General features: G+C 58.5%; 19 protein-coding genes. 9 read left to right on the top strand and 10 right to left on the bottom strand.

What is annotated here, in order from left to right:
* Nucleotides 1–20: 20 nt before the first annotated feature.
* Nucleotides 21–1,415 carry a hemolysin family protein gene (locus MW046_RS11575; RefSeq protein ID WP_438268189.1) on the bottom strand — a complete coding sequence of 465 codons (1,395 nt, stop codon included), beginning with the start codon at nucleotides 1,413–1,415 and terminating at the stop codon, nucleotides 21–23.
* A gap of 83 nt (nucleotides 1,416–1,498) precedes the next feature.
* On the opposite strand from MW046_RS11575, the gene MW046_RS11580 reads away from it, so the two are divergent.
* The 3 genes from MW046_RS11580 to MW046_RS11590 are packed head-to-tail and all read left to right on the top strand — an operon-like array spanning nucleotide 1,499 to nucleotide 2,867.
* Nucleotides 1,499–1,768 carry a glutathione S-transferase N-terminal domain-containing protein gene (locus MW046_RS11580; RefSeq protein ID WP_247993261.1) on the top strand — a complete coding sequence of 90 codons (270 nt, stop codon included), beginning with the start codon at nucleotides 1,499–1,501 and terminating at the stop codon, nucleotides 1,766–1,768.
* 2 nt (nucleotides 1,769–1,770) lie between these two features.
* Nucleotides 1,771–2,283, top strand: coding sequence for a redoxin domain-containing protein (locus MW046_RS11585; RefSeq protein ID WP_247993262.1), 513 nt, complete (start codon nucleotides 1,771–1,773; stop codon nucleotides 2,281–2,283).
* Entirely contained in the window at nucleotides 2,280–2,867 is a 588-nt protein-coding gene (locus MW046_RS11590; RefSeq protein ID WP_247993263.1) for an L-threonylcarbamoyladenylate synthase, read from the top strand. Before MW046_RS11585 ends, MW046_RS11590 begins: the two co-directional genes overlap by 4 nt.
* Here MW046_RS11590 and MW046_RS11595 read toward each other — a convergent pair.
* The 3 genes from MW046_RS11595 to MW046_RS11605 form a co-directional block, all read right to left on the bottom strand.
* Entirely contained in the window at nucleotides 2,850–3,500 is a 651-nt protein-coding gene (locus MW046_RS11595; protein ID WP_247993264.1) for a CRISPR-associated protein Cas4, read from the bottom strand. The genes MW046_RS11590 and MW046_RS11595 overlap by 18 nt on opposite strands.
* Before the next feature lie 51 nt (nucleotides 3,501–3,551).
* Nucleotides 3,552–3,797 (bottom strand): hypothetical protein, encoded by a 246-nt coding sequence (locus tag MW046_RS11600; RefSeq protein ID WP_247993265.1) that lies wholly within the window; start codon nucleotides 3,795–3,797, stop codon nucleotides 3,552–3,554.
* A gap of 125 nt (nucleotides 3,798–3,922) precedes the next feature.
* On the bottom strand, nucleotides 3,923–4,519 hold the full coding sequence (locus tag MW046_RS11605; protein WP_247993266.1) for a hypothetical protein: 597 nt from the start codon (nucleotides 4,517–4,519) through the stop codon (nucleotides 3,923–3,925).
* Nucleotides 4,520–4,914: 395 nt separating this feature from the next.
* On the opposite strand from MW046_RS11605, the gene MW046_RS11610 reads away from it, so the two are divergent.
* From MW046_RS11610 to MW046_RS11620, 3 genes are all read left to right on the top strand, one after another.
* Nucleotides 4,915–5,598: a helix-turn-helix domain-containing protein gene (locus tag MW046_RS11610; protein ID WP_247993267.1), complete on the top strand. Its 684-nt coding sequence runs from the start codon at nucleotides 4,915–4,917 to the stop codon at nucleotides 5,596–5,598.
* A 95-nt stretch (nucleotides 5,599–5,693) separates the two neighbouring features.
* On the top strand, nucleotides 5,694–7,841 hold the full coding sequence (locus MW046_RS11615; protein WP_247993268.1) for a heterodisulfide reductase-related iron-sulfur binding cluster: 2,148 nt from the start codon (nucleotides 5,694–5,696) through the stop codon (nucleotides 7,839–7,841).
* A gap of 115 nt (nucleotides 7,842–7,956) precedes the next feature.
* Complete coding sequence (locus MW046_RS11620) at nucleotides 7,957–8,391, top strand: hypothetical protein (RefSeq protein ID WP_247993269.1); 435 nt, start codon at nucleotides 7,957–7,959, stop codon at nucleotides 8,389–8,391.
* Here MW046_RS11620 and MW046_RS11625 read toward each other — a convergent pair whose 3' ends face one another.
* Nucleotides 8,392–9,228 (bottom strand): sulfurtransferase, encoded by an 837-nt coding sequence (locus tag MW046_RS11625; protein WP_438268190.1) that lies wholly within the window; start codon nucleotides 9,226–9,228, stop codon nucleotides 8,392–8,394.
* Between the two features lie 235 nt (nucleotides 9,229–9,463).
* On the opposite strand from MW046_RS11625, the gene MW046_RS11630 reads away from it, so the two are divergent.
* A complete protein-coding gene (locus MW046_RS11630; protein ID WP_247993271.1) occupies nucleotides 9,464–10,318 on the top strand; it encodes a sulfurtransferase in 855 nt (284 codons plus the stop codon).
* A 57-nt stretch (nucleotides 10,319–10,375) separates the two neighbouring features.
* Here MW046_RS11630 and MW046_RS11635 read toward each other — a convergent pair whose 3' ends face one another.
* Together MW046_RS11635 and MW046_RS11640 are read right to left on the bottom strand one after the other, a co-directional pair.
* Nucleotides 10,376–11,026 carry a DUF7095 family protein gene (locus MW046_RS11635; protein ID WP_247993272.1) on the bottom strand — a complete coding sequence of 217 codons (651 nt, stop codon included), beginning with the start codon at nucleotides 11,024–11,026 and terminating at the stop codon, nucleotides 10,376–10,378.
* Between the two features lie 204 nt (nucleotides 11,027–11,230).
* Nucleotides 11,231–11,656, bottom strand: a complete 426-nt coding sequence (locus MW046_RS11640) for an SHOCT domain-containing protein (protein WP_247993273.1) — start codon at nucleotides 11,654–11,656, stop codon at nucleotides 11,231–11,233.
* Nucleotides 11,657–11,839: 183 nt separating this feature from the next.
* Here MW046_RS11640 and tuf point away from each other — a divergent pair, with 183 nt between their 5' ends.
* Nucleotides 11,840–13,105, top strand: a complete 1,266-nt coding sequence (gene tuf / locus MW046_RS11645; protein ID WP_247993274.1) for a translation elongation factor EF-1 subunit alpha — start codon at nucleotides 11,840–11,842, stop codon at nucleotides 13,103–13,105.
* 61 nt (nucleotides 13,106–13,166) lie between these two features.
* Here the strand turns inward: tuf and gdhB are convergent, their stop codons facing one another.
* Both gdhB and MW046_RS11655 read right to left on the bottom strand, forming a co-directional pair.
* On the bottom strand, nucleotides 13,167–14,465 hold the full coding sequence (gene gdhB, locus MW046_RS11650; protein ID WP_247993275.1) for a glutamate dehydrogenase GdhB: 1,299 nt from the start codon (nucleotides 14,463–14,465) through the stop codon (nucleotides 13,167–13,169).
* 2 nt (nucleotides 14,466–14,467) lie between these two features.
* Entirely contained in the window at nucleotides 14,468–14,611 is a 144-nt protein-coding gene (locus MW046_RS11655; RefSeq protein WP_247993276.1) for a rubrerythrin-like domain-containing protein, read from the bottom strand.
* 235 nt (nucleotides 14,612–14,846) lie between these two features.
* On the opposite strand from MW046_RS11655, the gene MW046_RS11660 reads away from it, so the two are divergent.
* The gene (locus MW046_RS11660; RefSeq protein WP_247993277.1) at nucleotides 14,847–15,134 is read left to right on the top strand and encodes a DUF5779 family protein; all 288 of its coding nucleotides are present in this window, start codon (nucleotides 14,847–14,849) and stop codon (nucleotides 15,132–15,134) included.
* 83 nt (nucleotides 15,135–15,217) lie between these two features.
* Here MW046_RS11660 and MW046_RS11665 read toward each other — a convergent pair whose 3' ends face one another.
* Entirely contained in the window at nucleotides 15,218–15,904 is a 687-nt protein-coding gene (locus MW046_RS11665) for a VOC family protein (protein WP_247993278.1), read from the bottom strand.
* Nucleotides 15,905–15,930 lie beyond the last annotated feature (26 nt).

The raw sequence follows: 15,930 nt of genomic DNA on the forward strand, positions 1-15,930 counted from the left end.
ATAAATATAGAATATTTATACTATTCTGCTTGGTGTAGGTCTGATTCTGTCGTTCTGTCGCGCTCTGGATCACGGACGATCCGTGCTTTCATGATGCGTGTGTTGTCAACCTGTTCGACATGGATCGTGATCCCGTCGTATTCGATCGATTCTCCCGGTTCGACGAGCCGGCCCGCTCGGTTAAAAACGAACCCGGCGATCGTTTCGAACTCCTCGCCTTCGGGAAGATCGATGTCGAGTGCCTCGTTCACCACCTCGATGTTTACCTCCCCCCGGACGAGTGCCGTGTCGTCATCGATGAACTCGACCGGTTGGTCTTCTTCGCCTTCGAGGATCTCACCCACGATCTCTTCGACCGCGTCCTCCATGGTGATGAGTCCCTCCGTGGTGCCGAACTCGTCGATGACGACGACCATGTGCATTCGATTTTCGCGCATCTCGCCCAGAAGCTCGTCGACGTTTTTCGATTCTGGAACGTGCAACACGGGCTGGATGAGATCGTCTAGTTCGAGTTCGTCCGACGCCCCGTAGTTGCGATCACGGACGAGATCACGGATGTGAACGACACCAATGATGTTGTCGAGCCCACCGTCGTACACGGGGAGCCGAGCGTGACCGCTTTGGATACACCGTTCGATCCCCTCTTCGACGCTGGCGTCTTTCGACAGTGCGGTCATATCGAGGCGCGGCGTCATCACTTCCTTTGCGATGGTGTCGTTAAACCGAAGCGTTCGCTGGAGGATGTCCCGTTCCTCTTCGTCGAGCACCCCTTCGCGCTCGCCGGTTTCGATGATGTCGACGATTTCTTGTCGGGTGACATACGAGGTTTCGATGGCAGCGCGCCCCCCCGTTACTCTGTTTACCAGTCGAGTAAGGAAATCGAACGTGATGACGAGCGGCCACAACAGGTATTCTGCGAGCTTCAGCGGTCTCGACACGCGTAAGGCCCATGATTCGGTATTTTCGATGGCGTACGATTTTGGGGCGCTTTCACCGAACAGGAGCACGAGCGCAGTGATTCCGATCGTTGCGCCGGTGACGGCGACGCTCTGGGAAACGTGTTGAGCGAGCAATCCCGTCGCAAGCGAGGACATCGCGATGTTTACGAGGTTGTTCCCGACGAGAATCGTTACGAGGAGCCGGTGGGGGTCCGTTTTGAGCTGCTGTAACGTTCGTCCTGCGGCTTGCTCTTGGGCAAGCGCTTCGATCCGGTGGGAAGCGAGCGAGAACATGGCGATCTCGGAGGAGGAGAAGAATGCGGATAGTCCGAGAAGCCCGAGAATGCTCACGGCACCGAGCACGGCGATGAGGTCGGCTCCAAGCGTGAACTCGCCGAGGAGGGTTAGCTGTGCTTCGACGATATCGGCGTCTGGCGGCACGGTAGAGACATGCACGGCTGCTGGAATATGGCCCATTCCCGACAACCCTTCACGGTCTGGAAAATTAAGCGTTGTCATGGAAGCCAAGCGTTTAGTCCGTGTCGTCCGAATTTAGGGGTATGAGCGAATCGGAACTGCCGATCACGATCTATCGGTTGCAAGCATGTCCGTTTTGTGAGCGTGTCGTCCGAACGCTCACTGAACTGGATGTCGATTACCGTTCCCGCTACATCGAACCGATGCATTCAGCGCGCAACGCCGTCAAACGCGTGACTGGCGTTCGCACCGTTCCAGCCATCATCGACCGAAACACGGGCGTTACGATGGCCGAAAGCGCAAACATCGTCGAGTATCTCGAACGGACGTACGGTGAACGCGGAGGGCAGTAGGCATGGTAGAGTTCGATGTCGTCGATCTCGGTCCGGCCGATCATCCCACTGACGGCGAACAGGCACCGGATTTCACCCGGCCGCTCGTGAACGAGGAGTTCTGGGAAGACGTGTCGCTTTCGACGGTGTATGAGGCGGGCCCCGTGCTGTTGTTGTTTCATCCGATGAACGGCGCGTTCCCAGCAACGTATCTCTGGAACGAGCTTCGAGAGCGCAACATCGACGACCACGACCGGGTTCAGACGGTTGGACTCTCGATCTCGACGCCGTACGCACACAAACAGCTCATCGAATCTCGGGACATCGACGCGAGATTGTTTTCTGACCCATCGAACGAGGTGGCCGAACGGTACGGGATATCCCACGATCTCGATGGCATGGCCGGTATCGAGGAACCACGTCCAGCAGCCTTTCTCATCGACGAGTCTGGCATCATCCAGTACGCGTGGGTCGGATCGGAGTGGCCATCGTTTCCCGACTACGATGAAATCGAGGCGGCGATCAAAGCGCTATGACTGTGGATCAGGCTGCCCGGGTTCTCCGTGATCGCAAAGCGGCGTGCGTCATCTATCCGACTGAAACCGTCTACGGCCTCGCTGCCGACGCGCTCACGCCCGCCGCCGTCGAACAGGTTTTCGAGCTGAAAGGTCGATCACGCGATCGACCCATCTCGCTTGCAGTTCCGAATCTCGACGCCGTCGATGACTACGCTCGACCAAGCGAACGGGAACGCGCGTTCATGGCGGAGTTCCTCCCCGGACCGGTCACTGTCGTGGTCGAACGTAGAGCTGTGGTTCCTGACGTGTTGACCGCTGGCAACGATCGAGTCGGTATCCGGATTCCGGACCATCCCACTGCACTCGCATTGCTCGACCGAGTCGCACCCCTGACGGCCACGAGCGCGAACCGCAGCGGAGCGGGGAGCGCACGTCGCATCGAGGCGATCGATGCGGACGTTCGAGACGCCGTCGATCTCGTGTTGGACGATGGGGCCACCCCGGGCACCGAGAGTACTGTGGTCGACGTCACAGCAGGAACGATCCACCGTCGAGGAGCGCTCGCCGAGGAAATCGAAGCGTGGCTATCGACCACCGAGTAGCGATCGTAACGATCTGGTTCTGACCCCACACGTAGAGCGGTACTCACACGATCCGCATTTGTCGGTGTTTCGCGTTCGAGGCGGCGGTCCGTCGATGCTCGCGGCCGTCCGCAGCGCACGGCGATACTGTCCCACGCGGCGCGGTGTCAGCTCGATCTCTCGAATCACGCCGTGGGTCGCGTACTCTACGAACGCCCGTTGCACGCTCTCTTCTCGTTCCCACGCGAGCGCTTTCGCCGCCGCGACGGCACGTACCGCGTGGGGCTCCCACACGCCCCTGTCGGGCGGTTCGCCCACGGAAACGATCGACGGCGCAAGCGGCGTTTCAAGCACTTTGTGGGCGATGCCTCGCACCCGACGCCCAGTGAGAAACACCTCCCGTTCTGTCGGCTCACACAGCGCCTCAAACGCTCTCAGGCGTGCCTGCGAACAGTTCAGGTTCCGGCGATACGTTACCGGCGTGACCGCGATCGGTTCGGCGTCCAACGCGGTTTCCGGATCGAGCAGCAATGGATACTGGAAGGCGAGTTCGAAACCAGAGTGTTCGGGTGGCTCGTACGTCTCCTCGCGCCAGCGGTAGTACAGCTTTCGGGGACAGTACGCCGCCAGTGCAACATCGGTGAACGCGTACATACGGCGTAGTGGCTATCGTTCCGTATTTGAACGTTCGGACGAGGACGTGTATCAGGCTGCTATCAGTGCCCCGATTCCTGATAGTACCATGAAGAGAGTGCGGCCGATGATTCTATCCCAGATGGAAACGTTCGACAGCTGGCCTCTCGTGGTCCACCGCCGCAGCCGAGGAATGCCCATACAACCACCACAAAAGAGCAACAGCCCCCCGACGACCCAGTCGGTCCGGGTGTCCCTGAGTCCCCACGCCACGGAGACGATCCCACCCACGAACGCCATCGCTCCGAGAAAATTCATGGCCCTATGATTCTCATAATTATGCCATGAAACGAATCCCTTTTTCTTCATACCACACGCTCAAAACCCCACCACAATAGTTGTTTTCACGTAATATTACTAGCCACACAGCAGCCACAACAGAGCTACATCGAAACGTCGGTTTCCATCCCTTCAGTCGCCTCGTCGAGTCCTGTTTCGGCCACGTCTTCTGTGTGTTCACGGAGGTCGGCGTCGGTGAGTAGTTCCTCGAATTCGTCGGTGTACCGGCTGTTGACGCGGCGGCGTTTGTCTTCTATTTCAGCGACACGGCGGTAGGTCACGACAGTGGATTCCGGCACGTCGAGGCGGTCAGCGATCTCTTCGTCGGTGTGGTCCTCAGTACGCAACCGCCGAAATGCGTCCGTGTCGAACGCCACGTCGCTTTCTCGGTCACGGACGAGATGAAGATCATGGCGCGCCTGAACTACAGTCTCGCGGTCGCGGTCGACGCGATCAGCGAGTGCGGTATCCCCTGCCCCGTCGTAGAATCCACGGACGATCGTTTCGTAGGTATCGGTGGAGAGGTCGGTCTCGAACGCCAGTTGATCGTTCATTCGTTCGATCGCGTCTCGCAGCTTCGTTCGAATCTCCCGCTCGTCTTCGGTGAGCGATCCTCGGGTCTCTTCTTGCTTTTCGGTTATCGTGTCGTCGTCGGTCACATCGATGAAGATGTCCCGGAGTTCGGCGGTTTTTTCGTTCATTAGGCGTATTCACAGAGCACACGACTATTTGAATCTGTTCCCAGCACACTCAATTGGATCGATGCCCACCTTTTTGGTCCACCCCCCTTTCTCCGTTCGGGTAAGCAGAGCCCACCGCTCGCAGGATCGTAGATCACGTCCCGTATCGCCACCGTACCGCTACCGCTGCCCATCCGCCCTCCGGTCGGCTTCACTCATCTCTTCTAGCACTTGCAGGTTCGAACACGAGCGATCACGAATTTTTGAATCACGCGCGGCGGTCGGTGCCGTCGCTTCGGATGTAGGTGCCGAGTTCGTCCGTGGCGTGTGATCCTTGCGCTTTGGTCGATCTCGTGGTAGCGGCTTCTGCCGAATTCCGAATCCATTTATCTGCATTTCGATCAAACGACCACACGATGAAGTACGTCCGGTGTACGCTCCGGTTCTCGGAGTCGATGATCCATCCAGTCCACCAGTGCATCACGGAGGACGACGCGATGGTGAAAGACCAGTTGCTCCATGGCAATCGGACAAACGAGATGGATACGTTCTTGTTCTACGTCGAAGGTGGGATGGATACCTACGCCAGCGCTCTCGATCGGACGCCACAGATCCGCGAGTATGAGCTGACTCCGATCGCGCGCGCGGCGACGGGCACCGACAACGAGGAGTTCTACGCGTACGTCAAACAGGAGCCGAGCGAGACCGACGAACAGCTGTTCGATGCGTTCACGAGCGATGGCGTCATCGTCGTGCCACCGATCGATTTTCTCGGGGACGGGACGGCGAAGCTCACCGTTCTCGGAGAGCCTGCGGCGCTCAGTAGCGTGCTCGATGTGGTTCCCGACGGCGTTCACGTCGATGTCGACCGAATCGGCGAGTACGACCGACACGACGGCGTGTTCGAGCCGGATGTGACCGATCGTCAGTACGAAGCGCTCGTGACAGCGTTCGAAACGGGCTACTACGAGCTTCCTCGTCAGGGATCACTCGAAGAGATCGCACGAGAGATGGGCTGTTCGACCGCGACGGCGTCGGAACATCTCCGAAAAGCCGAGCGAAAGATCATCGAACGGTTCGTGGTTTACACCACCCAGTAAGTGGCAGGTGACTGTTCCCAAACCGCCAGAAACAACTCTATACTCCGCATGCACTGTTGATAAGACTTAACCTTCTGCTTCTACGCTCATAATCCATGATACACCTGCTGCAGGCGGATACCCTGACACGGGAGACGTTTTGGCTCATCGGGCCGATCGGCGAGGCGGTGTTTTACTACCTCGCGGCCGTCGCCCTCCTCGTGTTCGGGGCGCTCGCGTACCGTCGGTTCGCGCGGTACGCCCACGGGAGTGAAGATCCGTTCGCACGACTTGATGAGTTAGGCACGCGAATCGTTCGCGCGGCGAAGATCGTCGGATCGAACGAACAGCAGTTCAACCGGGATTTCGTCGGCGGACTCATGCACGCCTTCATCTTCTGGGGTTTTCTGACACTGTTCATCGGAACGACGATTTTGGCGATCGACATGGACATCTATCAGAAGATAACGGCGGCGTTCGGAACCAAACAGTCGTTTTTCGAGGGCGCGTTTTACCTGTCGTACTCCTTGGTGATGGACGCGATGGGGCTGTTGTTCGTCGTTGGGCTTGCCGTCGCGCTCTACCGGCGATACATCACGCGCAACGAACGACTCTGGGATCGTCACACGGGTTTTGAAGACGCCTATCTGGTTTGGATGCTGTTTTTGCTGGGCGTGGGCGGCTACCTCGTCGAAGGGATCCGCATCCTCGGGACGGGCTTTCCAGCGTTCGAGACGGTGAGCTTCGTCGGCTGGTTCGTCGCAGACGTGTTCGAGCTTGCTGGCATGACCGAAGCGATGGCTCGTTCGGTGTATCCGGTGGCGTGGTGGTCCCACGCGATACTCGCGTTCGTGTTCATTGCCTCGATCCCGCTCGGCAAACCGTTCCACATGATTTCCAGTTTCGCAAACGTCGTCACGCGCGATGAGAAGGCGGGCGTCAGGCTACCGCGGGTCCCAGACGACGCCTCGCCCGACGAAATCGGTGCGAGCGACATCGACGATTTCTCGTGGAAACAGCTGCTCGATCACGACGCCTGTACGAAGTGTGGGCGCTGTTCGTCGGTCTGTCCGGCAAAGGCGTCAGGACGTCCGCTCGATCCGCGTAACGTCATCCTCGATCTGAAACAGTACCGGATGGATCGTGACGCGGGCCGAACCGAAGAGATGCCGATCATCGCCGACGGTGGAACGAGCGTCATCGACAGCGAGACGATGGACTCGTGTATGGCGTGTATGGCCTGCATGGACGCTTGTCCGGTCGACATCGAGCACGTGACCCAGTTCACGGAGATGAACCGGCGGCTGACTGAGTCCGGCCAGATGAAAGAGACCGTCCAGGAAGCGATGATGAACGTGTTCCAGAACGGAAACACCTTCGGCGATCCTGAGCGCAAACGCCCCGACTGGGTCGACGATCTAGATTTCGAGGTACCCGACGCCCGCGAGCAAGCCGTCGACTATCTCTGGTACGTCGGCGATTACCCCAGTTACGACGAGCGCAACCAGCAGATCGCGAAATCGCTCGCAACGCTGTTCCACCACGCCGACGTGAGCTACGGGATCCTGTACGACGATGAGCAAAACGACGGTAACGACATCCGACGTGTCGGTGAAGAAGGGTTGTATGAGATGTTGGTCGAGGACAACGTGGCGCTGTTCGAAGACTGTGAGTTCGACCACCTCGTCTGTACCGATCCCCACAGCTACAACACGTTCAAAAACGAGTATCCGGAGTTCGGCTGGAACGAGGACAACGAGGTCGAGGTGTCTCACTACACTCAGGTCGTTCAGGAACTCGTGCCCGCACTCGGACTGATCGGCACTGAACTCGATTACACGGTCACCTATCACGATCCGTGTCACCTCGGCCGGTTCAACGACGAGTACGAGGCACCGCGCTCGCTCGTGCGCGAAACGGGCTGTGAACTGCACGAGATGCCTCGCAACCGCGCTAACTCCTTTTGTTGTGGTGGTGGCGGTGGCGGTCTCTGGATGGATCTCGAAGAAGAAACGAAACCCAGCGAGGAACGCCTGCGGGAAGCACTCGAAGACACCGACGCCGGCAGTGCCGTCGAGAAGTTCGTCGTCGCCTGCCCGATGTGTATGACGATGTACGAGGACGGCCGGAAAACCGGGGGCTTCGAGGAAGAGATCGAGATCGTCGGCCTCTCCGAGCTGCTCGCGGAAGCCGTCACCGCCAGCGGTTCGACCGTCACCGCGTCCGACGCCGGTGCTTCATCGGCAACTCCGGCCGACGACTGAGTATCAGGACCACACCGAATCGGCGTGGCTGACAGCCAATTCTACGAAAATCTACGAGAGTAGCAGCAACAGCACAAGACGACACTGGCTTTGTGATGGCTCGAAAAGCGTCGGTATGGCTCCTCACCGACAGTGGCTCCGCCGTCTGCGACACACTGGCAACGAACTCCTCGATCAGTACGATCCGGGAACGTGGTGCCAGCAGCGTCGCGCGATCCATGGAGGGTTGGTGGTGTTCGCTCTCGGCGCGTGTGCCATCCTCCTTTGGCAGCCGGAGATGATCGCCGATTTTCCCCGAGATCAGTTTTTAGATGGTTATGTCGTTTCGGGGTTACTCCTCATCGGACTGACTGCCGCCGGCTGTGGAGAGACGACCGATGCACTCACGTTCGGATTGTACGCGCTCGGCTACGGGATCCTCGTCGCTCCCTCGTTGTCCACCGAAATCACCGTGCTCGGTGCCATCACGTGTTTCTCGCTCACGGTGTTGCTCGCAGACACCCGCAGGACGATGGACGACGAACCACGAACGAACACCGAAGAGCAGTGATCACTCCGAGCCAGTAGCGAGCGGGCCACCTTCTCGCTTCCATTCGGTGAGACTCCCTTCGTAAAACGCGAGCTGCTCGTATCCCAGATGACGGAGCACCGTGTACGTGTGGCTGATGCGCCGGGCGGTGTTGCAGTACAACACGACGGATCGGTCAGGGGTGATGTCTCGCGTTCGAAGCGTCGATCGGATCTCCGTTTCGGGCTGTACTCCCCGCCCCGTTTCGTCGACGAGATCCATCCAGTCAAGCCGGACCGCTCCGGGGATGTGACCCGCTTCGAACTCCGATCGCTCTCGCGTGTCGATGAGTACCGCGTCGGGATCATCCATCGCCTGCTCGACGGTTTCCAATCCCACGAGTGGTCCCGTCTCAACGAACGACCCCTCATACTCCGTTGGTGTCGTGTCGGGGGTGTCGTTGCTTACCGGGTGCTGGCGGCTCCACGCGCTGTAATCACCGTTCAACAGATGCAACCGATCGCGCGGATGGCCGTACAGCTCACACGTGACCAGAAACCGTGCGGCGAACACGCCGTGCATGTCGTCGTACGCGACGATCCGATCGGTCGCTTCGATCCCAACCTCGCTTAGGAGCGACGAAAACGCGTCCGCGCCCGGGAGCATTCCGGTTTCACCCGCGTCTTCCGAGCGGAACGAATCGAATGGAACGTTTACCGCGTGTGGCAGATGACCGATGCCGTCGTACTCCCACGCGTCCCGAACGTCCACGATTCGGAGCGCGCTTTCCTCATTCACCGTCTTGGCCCCACTCTGGCGTTCCTGGTTGTCCAGACGGGCGGCAACTCGGTCCGACTCCACGAGTGTATCCATGTCGATCGCTATGTGCGTCTCGACTTGAAATCTTCACTATCAGAGATGCTCGGAGCTGAAGGCAAATATAGCCGCAACAAATGGCCCACTGGCGTACTTCTACTCTATCTGTGGGTGGCTGAGATGTTAGCAATATATATTCACTGTTCAATCAGAAAAAATTTCCGGTAAAAGCAATGAGCGGCGAAACGAGCCGACAGTAATACGGATATATCGATTGAGCGTCGAGTGAAACTGTATCATGAGCGACTACGCAAAGGACGTGCTTGTTTCTGCTGATTGGGTGGAAGATAATCTGGATGCGTTTCAGGACGATGACCCGGCGTATCGACTCGTCGAAGTGGACGTAGACACCGAGGCCTACAGCGACGGTCACGCGCCGGGCGCGATTGGGTTCAACTGGGAGACCCAACTGCAAGATCAGACGCGCCGAGATCTGTTGTCCAAGGAGGATTTCGAGTCGTTGCTCGGCGAACACGGGATCAGCAACGATTCGACGGTCGTCCTGTACGGTGACAACTCGAACTGGTTTGCGGCGTACACGTACTGGCAGTTCAAATACTACGGTCACGACGACGTCCGTCTGCTCGACGGTGGCCGGGACTACTGGCTCGACAACGACTACCCCTTGACCGAGGAGGAACCGGACTTCTCCGAGCAGGACTACACCGCAAGCGAGCCGGACGAGTCGATTCGTGCGTACAGATCCGATGTCGAGGCGGCACTCGACGACAGCGTTCCGCTGGTCGACGTTCGTTCCCCCGAAGAGTTCAGCGGCGAGATCTTGGCACCAGCCGGGCTACAGGAGACCGCCCAGCGTGGAGGCCACATCCCCGGTGCGAGCAACGTTTCCTGGGCGGCTGTGGTTCAGGACGACGGCCGGTTCAAAAGCGCCGAGGAGCTGCGCGAACTGTACGCTGACGAAGACATCGAAGACGAGGAGATCATCGCCTACTGCCGGATCGGTGAACGGTCCTCGATCGCGTGGTTCGCCCTCCACGAGCTGCTCGGCTACGATGAGGCCGTCAACTACGACGGTTCGTGGACGGAATGGGGCAACCTCGTCGACGCGCCGATCGAACAAGGCGGAGCGTAAACCAGTCGCTCTCCGTTTCGCCGTCGGACAGTCACCTGAGCGTGGCCGTGGATGTGCTCACACGACGTCACCCCGGACCGTCGTGCCGGTTTGGCGCTCGCGGTAGCGAGTCACTGCATCGGCCGCTTCGGTGGCAGCTTCGGGTTCCATCCCGAGGGTCTCAAGAGCATCCGGAAGCGTCGGAAACACTAGCTCTCCGTCTCGGAGTTTTTCGAATGCAGTATCGCTGCGCGTGCCTGCGATCCACAGACAAACGCCACGCGGATCGAGTATCTGTTTGTAGTTCTCTCTCGCGATCGCACCTTTCAACCGTTGGGTGACGTTCTGCTCGAAGCCGGTGTTACACACTTCGAGATGAATCGGCTCCTCGTCGACGAGGTGGGCGGCCAAACATCGTTCGGGTGCGGCGTGGCCGTTCGCGTTCGCGCGGAGGGCCTCGGGATTGGTTTCTGCCCACTCGGCGCTGACGGTTTTTCCGACACCTTCGATCCCGTGTGATTCGATGAATTCGGTCTCGCGGCTCACATCCCCATCGAACAGGAGATCTTTGGTGAGATAGACGTTGAGCCGCTCGATGGGATCGATACCGAGCGCGAGATCTCCATACACCCACACCTCCCGTACTGGGACGGGCATCGGTTCCCGTTCGACCGACGCTACAAGACGTTCGAGGCGGTCGACGGCCTCCGACCGGGTGAACTGTGACATACGCTTCGATACCGTCCGGACGTGGAAAACTCGTACGCCCTCTTTTTTCGCGTTCGGATGAGCGAAGATCACTGCTCGCTGGCGAGACGGTTGCTCATTCCGCTCACAGGACGGTCGATCACGCCCCATACCGCGACCGTACCGCCATCACCCAAACAAAACCCGCGCTTGAGCGAACTTTCACGCGCATCGGGGGAACGTGAATCACTCCGTGATGAGGTCCTTTTCCGTGCTCGTGGCGTCGGTCCGCATTCGGTGGTGGATGTTTTCGGTTTCGAGCAACCGCTCGAGCCGTCGCTCGAACGCTTCTTCACCGATCTCGCCTCGTGCGTACGCGTGCCGAAGCCGTTCGATCGGGGTCTGGACATCCTCCTCGGTGACAGGGGAATCCGGAGACGAGACATCGGTCGAATCCGAATCCACGACACGCCGATAAATATAATCAGCGAGGTACGTACTCCCCAACACGAGCGGCAGGAGGGAGGTGAGCGAAACGAGTCCCATCCACAGCGGAACTTGCGGTGTGAAGAATACCGGAGCGACGAGGAATGCAGTAATTACGATCCCCATCCAGAGCGGCGAGCCGAGGATTCGTCGTCCACGCTGTTCGATACGACTTTCCAATGACATGTATGATAGATGTCCTTCTTACACGATATTCGTTTCGGTTCATAAGGTGATTCTAACGGCGATCGTGACCCGTGCGTTCGTGCCTGATCCCTTCCGTCTCGCTGGCACAACTGTTTTAGTCAATAGGTACCTAATAGCACACCTGTACCGGCGAACGAACGGCGACTGAGGGGGATAACACACATGGCAGACAAACCGCACCAAAATTTAGCGATCATCGGTCACGTCGACCACGGGAAAAGCACGCTCGTCGGTCGGCTGCTGTTCGAGACGGGAAGCGTTCCTGAGCACGTGATCGAGCAGTATCGAGAAGAAGCAGAGGAGAAAGGCAAAGGCGGCTTCGAGTTCGCGTACGTGATGGACAACCTCGCCGAAGAGCGCGAACGTGGACTGACGATCGATATCGCCCATCAGGAGTTCGACACGGACGATTACTACTTCACGATCGTGGACACACCGGGCCACCGTGACTTCGTGAAGAACATGATCACGGGCGCGAGCCAAGCCGACAACGCCGTGCTCGTCGTCGCCGCTGACGACGGTGTTCAGCCACAGACGCAGGAGCACGTTTTCCTCTCGCGCACCCTCGGTATCGGCGAACTCGTCATCGCTGTCAACAAAATGGATCTCGTCGACTACGAAGAAAACCGATATCAGACCGTGATCGAAGAGGTGAAACAGCTCCTTGAACAGGTTCAGTTCGCCGCTGCCGATACGAGCTTCATTCCGATTTCCGCGTTCGAGGGTGACAACGTGGCGGAGCTGTCGGACAACACGCCGTGGTACGACGGGCAGACGATTCTCGACGCACTCAACGATCTTCCGGAGGTCGAACCGCCGACGGACGCCCCGCTTCGGCTCCCTGTGCAGGACGTGTACACGATCTCGGGGATCGGAACAGTGCCGGTCGGCCGCGTCGAAACCGGCGTGCTTGAACCCAATACGAACGTCACGTTCCAGCCCAGCGATGCGGGCGGTGAGGTGAAAACCGTCGAGATGCACCACGAGGAAGTGCCCAAAGCCGAACCCGGCGACAACGTCGGGTTCAACGTCCGGGGCATCGGCAAAGACGACATCCGACGCGGCGACGTCTGTGGCCCGGCCGACGATCCCCCATCCGTCGCCGACACCTTCCAAGCACAGGTCGTCGTCATGCAACACCCCAGCGTGATCACCCCTGGATACACACCAGTTATCCACGCCCACACGGCACAAGTGGCCTGTACGTTCGAATCACTCGACACGAAACTCGATCCGGCCAGCGGCGAGGTCCAAGAGGAATCTCCGGATTACATCCAAAGTGGGGACGCGGCCGTCGTGACGCTTCGTCCCCAGAAGCCGCTGTCGCTCGAACCGTCGTCGGAGATCCCCGAACTCGGGAGCTTCGCCGTCCGCGACATGGGTCAGACCATCGCCGCTGGCAAGGTCCTAGAGGTCGAAGAGAAGTGACCCCTGCTCGATGTTGGAGTCACCCGTAGGGGGGTTTCTGGAGCGAAACTGTAACAGCGAACTACGGCCACAGTCCGCGCACGTTGTGCGCCTCCGCGATCCGTGAGAGGGCTACGATGTATGCAGCATCTCTCCACGAAACGGATCGGGACTCGAATTCATCACGGACGGCAATCCATGCAGTTTTCATTTCGCCTTCGAGCTCCTCGTTGACCCGCTTGCGCGCCCACGATTGACGGTTGATGTCCTGGAGCCATTCAAAATAGCTGACGGTTACGCCGCCCGCGTTCGCCAGAATATCCGGAATCACTGGAATATTACGCTCGTTGAGGATGGAATCAGCGGTCGAGGTCGTTGGCCCGTTCGCTCCCTCCACTACGATGTCTGCACGAACGGCGTTCGCGTTCGTTTCCGTGATGACGTTGCCCAGTGCTGCAGGGATGAGGACGTCCACATCGAGCGTGAGCAGTTTCTCGTTCGAAATCGTCTCTTCGGCGTACTTCGTGACGGCTTCTGGCTCCTCGTCGTGTGATGGGACCGAATGGGTATCGATCCCGGTCGGATCGTACATCGCTCCGTTTACATCGCTGATAGCGACGATGTTTGCTCCCCTGTCATCGAGGAGCCGAGCTGCGTTTGCACCGACGCTACCGTACCCCTGTATCGCAACTGTGGTGTCTTCGAGTACACGATCGTAATACTCACAAACGGCTTGGGTGATCACGGCGACGCTGCGGCCGGGGGCTTCTTGTCGCCCCTGACTTCCACCGATGACGGGGGGTTTTCCGGTGACCACCCCCGGTATCGTTTCGCCTTCCTGCATCGAATACGCGTCCATCAGCCACGCCATCGTTTGGGGATCCGTTCCCATATCAGGAGCCGGAATATCTTGCATCGGTCCGATCACGTCCCGCATCTCCTGAGTGAACCGCCGCGTCAGGCGCTCTTTTTCGTTGGCACTCAGCTCCTTAGGATTGACCGCAACACCCCCTTTGGCGCCGCCAAAAGGGAGATCCATAACCGCACATTTCCACGTCATCCACATGGAAAGCCCGACACATTCGTCTCTGTTCACCTCTGGGTGGTACCGAAGTCCACCTTTATACGGTCCCCTGACGCTATCGTGTTGGGCACGATAGCCGGTGAACACCTCGACGGTCCCGTCGTCCCGTTCGATCGGGAGCGTGACCTCGTGGACTTTCGCCGGATGTCGCAACCGTCGAACGACGTTCGGATCGATCTCGAGCCGTTCAGCTGCGTGACGAAGCTGTCGACGTGCCGTCTGGAGTGCCGATTCCGTACTATCGACCGGTGGGGAGTCGTCACTCTCGATATCCCCTGTGGCCTGATGGGAGCTCATGGTCACTCGATGGGATAGCGACGGTTCCGTAACTGTCCCCCACAGTCCGGACACAAACCGGGATGAGCAACTGCTGTGACGATGTTTCCACACTCGAAACACTCATACGGACGTTCCTCGGTCGGATCGTAGGCTGGTTCTTTCATGTCAAATCTGAGAGCACCGGATCTGTAACGAACTCTCTACTAATAGATCAAAGGAGTATAAGGGTATATCCTGTAGTTGAGTAACTAAGTGCGAGGAAAATCAGCTTGTTCATTATTTAACCACCGATATGAGGTACCGGTTGAGCCGTCGACCGCGTTCGACCATCCGATCGACTGACGCTGAAACGTGGACCGAGTGGGTGTGTTTTTTACCTCGGAATTGTGAGCGATGGGTATGGACACGTTCGATCTCGATCTGTTGGCAGCTGAAGATCAGTTAGATGAGGAGGATGTCGAGAATCGAGTTGTTCTCGGAATACTCGATGGAACGACGCCACCAAGCGAGTGGATCGGTTCCATTCGGGACGGATACGTGCTCGTCCTCGCTATCGAAGGAGATCTAAACGAACTCGCCGCTGATTTCGCTCGCACGATCAAGGATATGGGTGGTCATCTCGTTCATTTCCGGGGATTTCTCATCATCACACCACCGGGAATTCACGTGGACACCGACCAGCTATGAGCTGCGTCGTTTGTCACTGCCTCCAGCCGTGTGCAGCCCCGTTGCTCCGGTTCTCCGGGCGTCATCAGTTCATCGGGAGTGACTCAACGGAGTGTGAGCCGGTGTCCGTCTGGATCGGTCACGCGAACGCCGTCTTCGAGGGACTCGACATTCAGGGGGGACTCCACTCGGTTGAGCACGGTTGTCGGTGACTGATCACCGCTTTCGATCCCGAAATCCACATGGACGCCACCGCGTGCGTTGGCGATCCCGAGCTGTGGCTCCCAGAGCTCGATGTCGAATTCGCCCGTCGAAAGACGCGTTCGCCGTCGATCATCTCCCCGATCGACGATCGTGAACCCGATCGCCTCGTAGAACGACTCGGCGCGATCCAGATCCTCGACCTCTAGTACGATCTCGAACACGCCGGTGATTCCCTCACCAGTGTCGTCGGTCGATTGACCGATCTCCACGCAGTTTCCGTCGGGATCGTAAAAGTACAACGACTTCCCGGTCGGGAACTCGGCTTCAGTGAGATCGAACGGCGTCGAGAGTCGATCCCACCAGTCGTCATACTCGGTGGCCGGTGTTGAAACGGCGAAATGGGTGTGTATCCCTCCTCGTGGGACCGACGTCGGCCGCCGAAATACGATATCTGTCGTCCCTGCCCCGAGAACGATCTCCGTTTCGTGTTCGCTGCGAACAGGGAGATCCAGATGTCGCTGGTAGAATGCCACTGATCGGTCGAGCTGCTTGACTTCGAGTGCGAGCCACCGTAATGACCACGACATAGTTAGTGTATGTATCGTACAAATAT

Source organism: Halocatena salina, assembly GCF_023115355.1.
In the GTDB taxonomy this organism is placed as follows: domain Archaea; phylum Halobacteriota; class Halobacteria; order Halobacteriales; family Haloarculaceae; genus Halocatena; species Halocatena salina.